Below are 12240 nucleotides of genomic sequence, written 5' to 3'. Positions count from 1 at the left end.
GCAGTTGTACCATTTGTTCCTTAAATTCTTTGGAAAAGCTTCTTCTCATTCTTCTGGTCATTTTAAAACTCCTCGGCTTTTATTTGAACCAAGTCCTGCTGAAACACCTCCCAACGCCCCCCTATAAACCAATGAGAAATAGATGAATAATTGTCAATAATCTCATTTGCCTTATTCGTGTCAAGGATAGGGAAATTAAAGAGCATTTGTGGAATTCCCACGAGATAGCCCTGTTCGGAAAGCTGATGTCCGATATAACTATAGGCTTCTGGCTCCACCTTCGCTCCTGAATATAAGATGATCCCCGTTTTCGGATCCCTTTCTGGCTTGAAAATAAGCCAATTATCCTGTTTTTCTGGTCCCCCTTTTATTTTGAAAGTAGGCTGTACAAAGCAAGGAGCTGATTAACGCTAATTCGAAAAAGTTTATAACTGCTCCACTTTCTATCGGTAACCCCACAGCGCTTCCGATAATCATTAATAGGGAACCCACGAAAAACCACGGCCATTTTTGTTTCCGCCAGATGATAATAGAAGCAACAAACAATACGAGTGATACACCTAATACCATGATGGGAGGTCCGTTCGATATTTCGTTTGAACTATAACTTAGTACACCGTATTCAACACTTGCCACTAAATTAAGTCCGAATACTTCAGTGAAAAGTTCTATCAGCACCAATGATACGGTTAATAAAAAGGCAGATATACGCCCTAAAGATTGCTTAGCCCATAAGACTTCTCCTTGTTCAAGTGTTTTCCAAGCATATAGAACGAGCATGGGAGTGAATAATGCATGTATCCAAAAGCGAGCAAGGTTTAATCCTTCTAATAAAGTTCCTGCTCCTATGTATCGCCCAATAGCAATAATTCCGTTGTCATAGATAAGCCCAACCATTACAGGTAAAAGTAACAATATACTCTGTATGTGGTAGGTTCTAAATAGTAATAGTCCTAAAACAAATAGAACGATATAGGCAACTGTAAAAAAGCTGAAAAGAAATGTATCCAATTAACTCTCCTCCTGTTTTGTTAACTCTAATGATATAAGAATCCCCTATTCAGATGTTTCTTAATTAGCACTATAATATTCCTGCAATGGTACACTGCGTATTTTGGTAAGATTTTAAAGTATATTATGTCTTAGGTTAGTTAGATAAAGTGGGTTCATCGAAAGCAGTTAATTGATCATGGGTAGTTTAAAAACTCCGTTACGCCGTTGAGCAACTGAAATGTAATTAAGACATACCGCTACTTATTTAGGTTGAAAGAAAGGAGCATACATTGAGTTTGCCGCTAGTTGGAAAAGAAGTCCACGTCCGGTGCCGGCACTGCAACGCATCTTGCATTTAGGGCACACACTAAAGGAAAGAAACTTTTTTAATGTTTTGTTTCTGGAAGTATTTGTTGTTCTAATATGTGTGCTTTTGCCTCTAGCATCTCTTCCTCTTTCAATAAATGAAACAATCCTTTCATCACAATCTCATCAGGTTTTGATTTTCTCGATTCTTCTGAGATCCGGTCTGTTATGGCAATATAATATTGTGAGTTATTTAGCTCATGAATGCTTTTATAAAGTGCTTCCCAGGCTTTTTCTCTTTTCTCGAAAGATGTAAAGGCTCCCGCTTGATCCATCCCTACGGAAAATGGACGCATCATCTCTTCATCTAAAAGAGGTGTGCTTTTTCCTGATAGAAAATCATTCGCAAGGATGTCAACCTGCCTTACGATGTGTTTACCAAGCTCTTGTGGGGAGATCTGATCCTCATCCTCAGAAGAAGTCATGAGACCTGTGTATGACGTATAAATTGACTGTGTCATCCACATTAAATCCCATTTGTATGGCCCAATATCTTCTCCATATAAATCAATTAAATTTTGTTCCATCCAGCTAAATAATCGTCCTCTCATACGATGGCCTAATCCTTTTAGCTTTTCACTATTTTGAGCGGATTCACTACGCATATGCATTCTCATGTACGATTTATATTCTAATACCCCCTCAAATTGAACTTGAAATTGTTTAGCAAAACGTTCATAAGGTGGCAGGTTATGGTCTAATCCAACCACAAAAGCACGTTCAAAAACAAGTTGCTGATAATGCTCATATATGGATACAAACAAATCTTCTTTTGATGGGAAATAGGAGTAAAGCGATCCTTTTGATATACCAACGCTATCAGCGATTTGCTGCATTGATGTATGCGTGTATCCTTTTTCTGCAATCAACTCAACAGCAGCTTCAAGTATTGCTTTTTTTTTATCCATTACGTTCACCTCGAAGTCTTCTTCCGCCAGTACACACTACTTAATTAGCGAGGTGTCAGTCGTAGCAAGTAACCTAACTCACTAACTGTGTGCTTGACGTTTGTAATTCACTTTATCATATCATTTGTAGCTTTTCTCTTTCCAATAAAATATTCTAACACAATTACTTCTTGACATCTATGCTTTTATAAGTGAAAATGACTATTGAGTCGATGATATAAATGTTTATATAAGAACGTTTATTAAAATATAATAGAGTTCGTTGACCATTTAGTCAAAAACTAACAGAGGAGGCTACTAATGCTGAAATGGATCTTACAACGTTCCAAGCTTTTTATAGTATTGATTATATTATTTGTAAGTGTTGGAGCATATACTTTCATACAATTGCCACAGCGTGAACTACCAGAAACGACAGTGAATATTGGGACAATTAGTACTGTTTATCCTGGTGCGACAGTGGATAATGTTGAACAATCAATTACAAATCCCATCGAGTCATCGCTTGATTCAATCGATGGCATAGCTGAAGTAACATCTTCTTCTACAGCTGGCTTTTCCAACATTGTTGTGGAAGTAGAAGAAGGAGAAAATAAGAAAGAAGTACTTGGTGATGTCCGCCAGGTGGTTTCTGATACTTCTGCTTCGCTTCCAGAGGAGGCCCAGGAACCCAATGTTAACGAATCAACAGCAGAAACGCCGATTGTTTCCTACCATCTCACAAGCGATAGACGCGAAAACCTTCTTTCCCTTCAAGAGGAATTAAACCGATGGAAAGATGAAGTAGAGGAATTGTCAGGCGTTTCAGGTGTGACCATTAAAGGACTGCCTGAAGAAAAAATCTTAATAAAATTGAATCAAGATCAATTGAAAGAGTCTGGCTTGAACGTGACAGACGTTCAAAATGCCATTAATAATGAATATTACCCAACCCCTCTAGGGAAACAGCAGATGGATAATGAAGTTGTCCAGCTTTCTGTTAAAAATTATGAATCACTCGACCAGATGAAAGAAATTTTTGTTGGTAAAAACCCCGCGGGGGAAATTGTTTACTTAAAAGACATCGCTAATGTTGAGGTGAGTCCGAAAGAGCTGGAAGACATTATTACATTTGAAGGAAAGCCTTCTGTATCCTTCACTGCATACGTAAAAGCAGGGGAAGACATCCCAACCGTTGATGAACGTGTGGGTGATAAAGTGGATGAACTTTCCGAAAGTCTGCCTTCAAACGTTGAACTGGAGTCTTATTACTCACAAGCATCAGTCGTAACAGATATTTTTGATAGCCTATTCCTATCTTTAGCCATATCTGTTCTGGCAGTTATTGTGGCAACATCTCTTGGGCTATCTGGATCTGGTGCACTGGTTGTGGCACTTGCCGTTCCAATTGCTGTGCTCATGGGATTAATACCACTTTCGTTCACTGGTGTTGATCTCAACCAAATTTCCGTTATTGGTGTAATCATTGCATTAGGAATTATCGTGGATGACTCAATCGTTATTAATGACAATATCCAACGAAGATATAAGCTAGGTAATAAAGGATTAATGGGCACTGTAGATGGTGTCAAAGAAGTCTGGGTATCTATTGTGACCTCTTCTCTTGCCATTGTGTTTACATTCCTGCCACTTCTCTTCCTTTCTGGTGGAAATGGAGCATTTATACGTGCCTTGCCAACGGTTCTAATTACAACGATTATCGCATCGACACTAGTTGCATTAGTATTTGTACCGATTTTGCGTTACTTCTTAAGCCGTCGATCAAAGAAGCCTATATCTGACGCACCGGGAATTATTGGAAAACCGTTAAATAAGCTTGCCAATGTTTATGCAGACAAGCTCTTAAACAAATTTTCTAAAAAACCGGTTTTAGTCTCCTTTCTTAGTCTTGTCTTTACCACTGCTATTTTTGGATTAGTTGTTTTAACACCGTTTGAGTTCTTCCCAGCAGCTGATAAGGAAGAAGTAACGGTAGACATCACTCTTCCAATCGGGACTCCAATTGAAGAAACGCACGAGACACTTCAGGAGATTGAGGAAAGGTTAAAGACGGATGACGGCGTTTACGAAACTAGCGTCTTCTCAGGAACTGGTACTCCTGGTCTCTTTAATAGTTCATTAACGAGCCCTGGAGAGAATACTGGGCAAATTGTAGCCAGAGTCGATCGAGAAGGTCAAACAGCCCAAGGACTGATTAATGATTGGGAAGATAAACTCAGAAATAAATACCCTGATGCTCAGATCTTCATGGAAACAATTCAACAAGGACCTCCAGCGGGAGCCCCGGTAACGGTTACCGTCAGTGGTCCGGAAATCAACCAATTAGTTGACCTTAGAGATGAATTGACGAAGGAAATTAAAGGACTTGAAACAAATCTTGTAGATGATAACGTAGGACAATTTGAACCTTCTCTCGAGTATGTACCAAAGCGTGATGTACTCGAAGAAAATGGTATTACCGTCAATCAGGTCAGTGAGCAAATTCGACTTGCGACTGAAGGCATTCCTTTAAAAGCATTTGATAATGGCGTTGTAAAGCGTGATATGAATATCGTCCTTGAAGGAAGCCAAAAAAGAATTGATCTTTCTAAACTCGAGCTCCCAGCCGAGTCTATAGGCGAAACACCCGAACTTATCTCTTTGGATGAGCTTGTCACAACACAAGAAAACGAAAAAATTCAAAGGATTCCTCACACTGATGGAGAACGCTCGATTACGCTTCGAGCCTTTCCAGAAAATGAGGAGAACTATAAGGCAAACGTAACCGAAATCGTCGATGATAAGCGTGCTCAGCTCGATGATGCTGATTACAGCATTACAATTGGCGGTGAAAATGAAGCTCAAAGTGATTTCTTTGCCGAAATTACGGTGCTCTTCATCATAGTGCTCTTTCTTGTGTATCTGTTAATTGCACTTCAATTTAACTCTCTTTCGTTACCTTTCCTTGTACTTGTCGCGGTATATCTTGCGATCGCGGGTGCAATCCTTGGACTATTTGTCACGCAAACACCGATTAGTTTCCTTGGTGTCATGGGTATGGTATCACTCACCGGAATTGTAGTGAGAAATTCGGTTGTGTTAATTGAATTTATCGAACAAGCACTGAAGAAAGGTATGGATGTGAAAGAAGCTGTGATTGAATCCGGGCGCGTACGCCTACGCCCGATCCTTCTAACGGCCATTACGTCAATCGTTGCTTTAATTCCAGTTGCTGTAAGTGGCGATGCTCTCTTTACACCACTTGCCGTTACCATCATATCTGGTATTATCTTCTCAGCCGTGTTAACGCTGATTATGGTACCAATGCTATACCTCGTTTTTTATCGTTTTAGAAGAAAGAAAACGACTAATGAAACAATGTAAGGAAATGATAGCTCAATAATAATCAATGGCTAGATGCTAGATCGATCTTATAAACACAACAAGGCGCATTTTCGGAGGAGATTGCGCCTTGTTACATAAATAATGTCAATTTCATATGATGTGTTTCTTTAAAACACCCATAACTAAGGTGATCAATACTTCAATCAAAGTCGGTTTGTCTCTTTTTTAAATGAAAATGGATTGAATTTTTCTCCTGCAAAATTAAGCATGTACATCAAAAGAGGGATTATTCCTGAGCCTGATCTAGTGATTAATGATACAAGGTATTGGTGTTTAAAAACGTGTGAAGTGTTTCTCAAGAAACAAGAATATGATGAAATCTAGACTAAAAAATATGCTGCAAAAGAAATTCCTACGAAGACTTGAAAGTTTAGGATATACTGTTTCATTACAAGAACCTGAAGTATCTTAAGCCAGTCGACATACCACACCCATTTATAGATGAATTGTAGCTCTCCCCTTTTAATAAATGGAGGAGCTACGCCTACTTTAGTATTGTCTTTTTCCTTAAAATACAAAGGTTTATTTACAAAGTAGTGAAATAAAGAAAAAGCAATGGATATAAAAAACGTGTGACTTGTTACTTAATTTCATTGATATACTGCTTTGCCCACTTACACCATTCCAAGTACATTTCAGAATACCTTATTCCATATTCAACTGTTAATATAGTGCCTACGTCTCGTTCTTCTTGACTGTTAAAGTGTTCTTGCCACTTTTTTGTCATACTTAAAATTTTATCTTCTCTCTCTATAACTTCATCTAACAATTTATCAATTTCAACAACCGATAAAAAAGGAAAAATAGTCGTTTTAATTAAGAAATTATCTTTAATTTTTGCTGGTTTTAAAGGTTCTTCAATTGCCCAGCGTATTAAGTCTTTCTTACCTGTATCTGTAAGAGAGTATACTTTTTTATTTGGTAAAGCTTCTTGAATAACTAATTCGTGATCTATCAAGTTATCGTTTTCCATTTTATGCAATTCTGTATAGATTTGGCTATGAGTCGAACTCCAAAAATAAATCATCTGTTGCTTAAATATTCTCACCACATCATAACCTGTTACTGGTTTTTTTAAAATTATTCCTAATAAAGCATAACGCAAGCTCATAAAACATCAATTCCTTAATATTTGTCTATTTAATGAAATTATAGCATATTAACTTGACCAAAGTATTCATCATTGTTTATTATAACCATAGTTTCATATGTCTAAAAAGACATATATAAGAAAGGGTATATGATTGCTATGCCAAGTTCATATTACACATCGGTGTTTTTTAAATTTACTCTTAGCCCTTTTGTGCTATAATTGCTTTTTCGTCTACCTATTTGTACATGTCTTTTCCCGTTGTGTTTATAGTCAAGTTGTTTGGAACTTTACTCTAATTCGAGTTAAATGAGATACTCCTAAAAAAATTCAAGAAAGGGAAATTATTCTTTAATTTCAAATAAGCAGTTGAATATCTACACTCCACTGCCTAATTGAAATTTGGAATAATTCGGTTTTAATGATGAAAAAATTTCTCAACAAAAAAGCGTTATTTATTTCGTTTATCACTTTAGGTATAGTAGTAATCTTGAGCTTGTCTTTATTTTTTATATGGACTCAAAATACATATAGTGCGATAGATGCTCATCAAATCGAAATAGAGGAAGTCAAGAATTCAGAGGATGGATGGTATATCTATACAGCGGTAAATGCTGATAAAGGTTTAATACTCTATCCTGGTGCAAAAGTTGAACCTGAAGCGTATGCCTATTTAGCACAAGAGTTATCAAAGCAAAATATTACAGTAGCTATACCCTCAGTTAGATTAAATTTGCCAATTCTAGATGTTTCAAAAGCAAATGAAGTAATAGAGAATGATAATCGAATTGAATGGTATATTGCTGGTCATTCAATGGGAGGAGCAGCAGCGGCTATGTATGCAGATCAATATTTAAACAGAGTAAACGGGCTAATATTACTTGGTGCATATGCAGCAAGTAATGATTTTTTAAGTGAATCCAACTTACCCGTTTTATCTATAAGCGGGTCCGAGGATGGACTAAGTACACCTGAAAAAATTAAAGAAAACAGCTCGAACTTACCACAAAGAACTAAATTCATTGAAATATCAGGTGGTAACCATGCTTATTTTGGTGTATATGGTAGTCAGTCCGGTGACAATGAAGCTCAGATCACAGTTAGTGAACAACAAGCAACCATCATAGATTCAATTGTTAATTGGTTGGATAATGTTCATGGCACTAGTCAAGGTGAAACATGAAAAAATTAAAAGCCTATTCAATTATAACAACAATTATTGTGCTATTTGTCCTTTTACAAGGTTCCGTTGTCACCAAAACAGGATCTGGTCAAGGATGCGGAACGACATGGCCGCTTTGCTTTGGAAATGTCATTCCATATAATCCAACGCTAGAAACTATTATTGAGTACACCCATAGGTTAATCTCCAGCGTTGCAGGGATATTGGTTTTAATATTATCGTTCTGGTCTTGGCGTAAATTGAATTATATTAAAGAAATAAAATTCTTTGCAATTCTAGCTTCGGCTGCTATTATTATTCAAGGTTTAATGGGGGCTGGACAAGTTGTATTTGGACAACCTCCATTAATTATGGCATTACATTTTGGTTTTTCAGCAATTTCTTTAGCAGCCGTATTTACGATTACTTTTTTTACATTTGAAAAACAATTTAATAAGGTCACCGTACAGGTCGGAATACATTTTAAACGTTTTATCATTGTAATTACTATTTATGCTTATGCTGTTATCTATACAGGTGCATTTGTAAAGCATATGGGGGCGGCTAAAGTTTGTACGGGGTTTCCTTTATGTAATGGAGAATTCGTCTTATTTAGCCAAGGAACTATTGTTTTTGCTCAGATGTTTCATCGTTTAGCAGGCATGGTGTTAACCGTTTTTGTTATAGTGTTTGTTTTTTGGGTAATAAAACTTTATAAGCATCAACGTCTATTATTAAGTCTCAGTTTTGTTAGTTTATCACTAATATTTTTACAGCTTTTAAGTGGAGTAGGAATGGTATTAACTTATAATCAAAACTTAACGATTGGAATTATCCATGCACTAGTAATCTCTATTTTGTTTTCTCTATTCACCTATATCGTTGTCATAACAAGAAGGATTAAGCAATATTTTTTAATCGTAATTATATAAGTGGATAATGTGTCTATAACTAATTCAACCGTAGAAGTATTTTCTGATACGGGATGTTAACCGCTTCAGGGACGGGAGATTATGCAACCGCCACTGCCACCAGTCAAAGAAGTGATTTGATATTAAATTATGAAAGATTTTCCCTTGAGATTGCACAGTATGCAAAAGATATTGTAGATTTAATGATTCAAAATGAATGGCTCGAACAAACAACCGCCTGGGACTATGGATAAAGTAAAGTTAATAAAACAAAAAAAGCAAAATTAAATTTAGTGAACTAAACAATTGGCAGGGCGTCAAATATTCCCATATATTTGTATTTTTTGATAAGCTAAAAAAAATGTAAGCTACCTTTCTCATAGTACGATGTGATTTTAGATGTTCTAATTAGTATTCTCCAATGCTTAGGTTAACGATGGCCTTCTTAATATTGACTTTACCCAAGATGTCTTCCTCTTAATTGAGAATGCAAGCTTCATCACCAATAAAATTAAGTTTGAGATTAAGCTGACAAGAGAATTCACAGAATATCCCTCCACATCGAATTGTAGTGTTGGTGACTAACACTATAATTAATCTTCACTTGTCTAACTGATTTTACTCGATACAGAATATTGTTTGTTACTAAATTTACTGCCGTTAATTTAGTACATTCTTTAAATAAGTCAGCTAAAAAATGAAGAACTTTACTGAACAGTAAGAGTCAAACACGAAGAAGAGACGATCACTCTGAGTGATCGTCTCTTAGATAATCATTTGCTACGCGGGATGGTTGTACTACGCAGTAAATAGATCTGTTGTTTTTTCGTCTTGCTTATTCAACATTAGAGCCTTTTATTGAATAATGATTAGTGTTGCATTGAAGGAAATTTGGAAAAAACATATTATAAATACTTATTTTAGCAAAAGAAAAGGATTCAGTTTGTGTAAAGTTGAATCAAAACTTGCTCGAAATATTGCTTTGTTTTATGGTGATACACATTATCTGCTAAATCTTCAAATGTATATTTCTTTATTCAATAGCCTAGGACTAGTTTGTTCATATTGGACAGATAATTCCAGCTTTTATACCAGAAATCATACTACCATATTTCTTTCTCGTTTCTCTTTCGATTTCTAATGCTGTATACCATTTGGACAAAGTATTAACTGAGCAATATTCAAAATAATGATTGAATATTACGATCTTGAGTGTTTGGTTGTTGACCGCGAACAAATGCGGTCAAACCAGTTCGTGCTAGCTCTATAATGCCATATGGATGTAGGAGCTCTATAAGTGCTTCAACTTTTTCAGGCTTACCAGTAACTTGAAGAGCTAAGCTATCTTTACTAACGTCGATAATAGAGGCACGGAATGGTTCAATAATGCCCTGAATTTCTCCAAGCAATTGACTGTTACTAACAATTTTAATCAAGGCAAGTTCACTTGCAACAATCGCCTTATCGCTAATATCCGATACTTTGAGAACATCGATTTGTTTGTTTAATTGTTTGGTAACTTGCTCTAATTTTGGAAAATCATCCACCTCAAAGGCAAACGTCATTTTTGACATATTCTCTGTTTCTGTTCTTCCTACAGAAATACTTTCAATGTTAAATTGGCGCCTTTGTAAAAGACTTGTAACACGATTTAATACACCACTTCGATTTCTTACAGTTGCAGTTATAATACGTTTCATGGTTTCACCCCAATCATTTCGTTTATGCCTTTTCCAGGTGGAATCATAGGAAGGACATTTTCCTGTTGGATTACTCGTGCATCCACAACTACAGGACCTTGATAGTCGAAAATTCCAGGTAATGCTTTGATAAATTCTTCCTGTGTGGATACCTTTAAACCTTTAATATTATATGCCTCCGCTATTTTTACAAAGTCTGGTTGAATGTTGAAAATAGACTGGGAGTAACGTTCTGAGTAGAAAGCTTCTTGCCATTGTCTAATCATTCCAAGCGCTTGGTTGTTGACAATGATCACCTTAACAGGTAATCCTCGTTCTTGAAGGATGGAAAGCTCTTGCAATGTCATTTGAAAACCGCCATCACCAACAATCGCAATAACCGTATCATTTGGCTTAGCTAATTGTGCACCAATCGCCGAAGGGAAGCCAAAGCCCATCGTCCCAAGACCACCAGAAGAAACCCAACGATCAGGTGTATTAAATTTATAGTATTGTGCGGCCCACATTTGATGCTGCCCAACATCTGTTGTGACAATTGCTTTACCTTCAGTTACTTCATGAATCTTTTTAATTACCCATTGTCCAATCATTTCAGATTCAGGGTTGTTATACCATAAAGGATAGTTTTCCATATTTTCATGAATTCTAATGAGCCAGTCTTCATGCTCCGGTTCATCAATGGACTGATGCAGTAATTTTTTTAATGCTTCTTTCGCATCTCCAACAATAGGAATGTGTGTTGGGACGTTCTTGCCAATTTCAACAGGATCAATATCTATATGAGCAACCGTTGCATTTGGTGCAAAAGAGGCTAAATTCCGAGTTAGACGCTCATCAAATCTTGCACCGATATTAATTAATAGGTCACATTCATATAGAGCAGTATTTGCTGTATATGTTCCATGCATTCCTGCCATCCCTAAAAACAACGGATGATCTCCAGAAAAAGCTCCTAAGCCTAATAGAGTCGAAGTAACCGGGAGAGCGTATGTTTCAGCAAATTCCTTAATTTCCTCAGATGCCTTTGCAAACAGTACTCCTGCACCAGTTAGGACAATTGGTTTTTTTGCTTTACCAATTGCTTCTGCGAGTTTCTTAATTTGTAATGGATTCGGATATGTTGTTGGTCGATAACCAGGTAAATCTAATTCGACATCTGCTTGAAAGTTTTCATCAATAATCTCAGCAGAAATATCTTTCGGCATATCAATTAAGACAGGACCAGGTCTACCTGTTGTAGCAATGTGAAATGCTTCTTTTACAACTCTAGGAAGGTCCTTGACGTCTCTTACTTGATAATTATACTTTGTAATCGGCGTTGCAATCCCCATTACATCAGCTTCTTGAAAAGCATCCGTACCGATATCTCCTTGTGCTACCTGGCCAGTAATCACAACTAATGGCAAGGAATCAATCATCGCATCTGCTATACCAGTAACGAGATTCGTTGCACCAGGCCCAGAAGTTGCAATGACAACACCTGGCTTTCCTGAAACACGCGCATATCCTTCAGCAGCATGAATCGAACCTTGTTCATGTCTCGCTAAGATTTGATTAAAATAACCCTTAGCTTTATATAAGGCATCAAAGATAGATAGAACTGCACCACCTGGATAGCCAAATAATGTCTCAACCTCTTCATTAATCAATGACTCCACAAGCAAATCTGCTCCAGTTTTAGGTTCATTCATTGTCTGCACTTCTTGAGCTTGGTTTTTTGTTCTTC

10 protein-coding genes are annotated in these 12240 nt (G+C 36.8%); 4 read left to right on the top strand and 6 right to left on the bottom strand.

Annotation, left to right across the window (positions count from 1 at the left end):
• Positions 1 to 62 precede the first annotated feature (62 nt).
• From J5J03_RS21970 to J5J03_RS07375, 3 genes are all read right to left on the bottom strand, one after another.
• Positions 63 to 299: an alpha/beta hydrolase gene (locus J5J03_RS21970; protein WP_331460452.1), complete on the bottom strand. Its 237-nt coding sequence runs from the start codon at positions 297 to 299 to the stop codon at positions 63 to 65.
• Positions 300 to 342: 43 nt separating this feature from the next.
• On the bottom strand, positions 343 to 1011 hold the full coding sequence (locus J5J03_RS07380; protein ID WP_208588099.1) for a hypothetical protein: 669 nt from the start codon (positions 1009 to 1011) through the stop codon (positions 343 to 345).
• Positions 1012 to 1379: 368 nt separating this feature from the next.
• Positions 1380 to 2267 carry a TetR/AcrR family transcriptional regulator gene (locus J5J03_RS07375; RefSeq protein WP_208588097.1) on the bottom strand — a complete coding sequence of 296 codons (888 nt, stop codon included), beginning with the start codon at positions 2265 to 2267 and terminating at the stop codon, positions 1380 to 1382.
• A 300-nt stretch (positions 2268 to 2567) separates the two neighbouring features.
• Between J5J03_RS07375 and J5J03_RS07370 the strand changes: the two genes are divergently transcribed.
• Entirely contained in the window at positions 2568 to 5630 is a 3063-nt protein-coding gene (locus J5J03_RS07370) for an efflux RND transporter permease subunit (RefSeq protein WP_208588095.1), read from the top strand.
• A 601-nt stretch (positions 5631 to 6231) separates the two neighbouring features.
• On the opposite strand, the gene J5J03_RS07365 is transcribed toward J5J03_RS07370, so the two are convergent.
• The gene (locus J5J03_RS07365) at positions 6232 to 6762 is read right to left on the bottom strand and encodes a PadR family transcriptional regulator (RefSeq protein ID WP_208588093.1); all 531 of its coding nucleotides are present in this window, start codon (positions 6760 to 6762) and stop codon (positions 6232 to 6234) included.
• Positions 6763 to 7162: 400 nt separating this feature from the next.
• Between J5J03_RS07365 and J5J03_RS07360 the strand changes: the two genes are divergently transcribed.
• From J5J03_RS07360 to J5J03_RS07350, 3 genes are read left to right on the top strand one after another with little or no spacing between them, the layout of a single operon-like run.
• Complete coding sequence (locus J5J03_RS07360) at positions 7163 to 7924, top strand: alpha/beta fold hydrolase (RefSeq protein ID WP_208588091.1); 762 nt, start codon at positions 7163 to 7165, stop codon at positions 7922 to 7924.
• Positions 7921 to 8835, top strand: coding sequence for a COX15/CtaA family protein (locus J5J03_RS07355; protein ID WP_208588089.1), 915 nt, complete (start codon positions 7921 to 7923; stop codon positions 8833 to 8835). The genes J5J03_RS07360 and J5J03_RS07355 overlap by 4 nt, the downstream gene beginning before the upstream one ends.
• A 53-nt stretch (positions 8836 to 8888) precedes the next feature.
• Positions 8889 to 9068, top strand: coding sequence for a DUF3231 family protein (locus J5J03_RS07350; RefSeq protein ID WP_231710642.1), 180 nt, complete (start codon positions 8889 to 8891; stop codon positions 9066 to 9068).
• 927 nt (positions 9069 to 9995) lie between these two features.
• Here J5J03_RS07350 and ilvN read toward each other — a convergent pair.
• Positions 9996 to 10514, bottom strand: coding sequence for an acetolactate synthase small subunit (gene ilvN, locus J5J03_RS07345; protein WP_208588087.1), 519 nt, complete (start codon positions 10512 to 10514; stop codon positions 9996 to 9998).
• Positions 10511 to 12205 carry a biosynthetic-type acetolactate synthase large subunit gene (gene ilvB, locus J5J03_RS07340; RefSeq protein ID WP_208588103.1) on the bottom strand — a complete coding sequence of 565 codons (1695 nt, stop codon included), beginning with the start codon at positions 12203 to 12205 and terminating at the stop codon, positions 10511 to 10513. Before ilvB ends, ilvN begins: the two co-directional genes overlap by 4 nt.
• Between the last annotated feature and the right edge of the window lie 35 nt (positions 12206 to 12240).

The organism is Gracilibacillus suaedae (assembly GCF_017599345.1).
Classification (GTDB): domain Bacteria; phylum Bacillota; class Bacilli; order Bacillales; family Amphibacillaceae; genus Gracilibacillus; species Gracilibacillus suaedae.
Note: the sequence above shows the minus strand (reverse complement) of the source record. Positions and strands in the feature narration are given on the sequence as shown.

Excerpts from the sequence above, each read along its gene's own strand:
- J5J03_RS07375 (WP_208588097.1), bottom strand. The coding sequence starts at position 2,267 with ATGGATAAAAAAAAAGCAATACTTGAAGCTGCTGTTGAGTTGATTGCA.
- J5J03_RS07370 (WP_208588095.1), top strand. The coding sequence starts at position 2,568 with ATGCTGAAATGGATCTTACAACGTTCCAAGCTTTTTATAGTATTGATT.
- J5J03_RS07365 (WP_208588093.1), bottom strand. The coding sequence starts at position 6,762 with ATGAGCTTGCGTTATGCTTTATTAGGAATAATTTTAAAAAAACCAGTA.
- J5J03_RS07360 (WP_208588091.1), top strand. The coding sequence starts at position 7,163 with ATGATGAAAAAATTTCTCAACAAAAAAGCGTTATTTATTTCGTTTATC.
- J5J03_RS07355 (WP_208588089.1), top strand. The coding sequence starts at position 7,921 with ATGAAAAAATTAAAAGCCTATTCAATTATAACAACAATTATTGTGCTA.
- J5J03_RS07350 (WP_231710642.1), top strand. The coding sequence starts at position 8,889 with ATGTTAACCGCTTCAGGGACGGGAGATTATGCAACCGCCACTGCCACC.
- ilvN (WP_208588087.1), bottom strand. The coding sequence starts at position 10,514 with ATGAAACGTATTATAACTGCAACTGTAAGAAATCGAAGTGGTGTATTA.
- ilvB (WP_208588103.1), bottom strand. The coding sequence starts at position 12,205 with ATGAATGAACCTAAAACTGGAGCAGATTTGCTTGTGGAGTCATTGATT.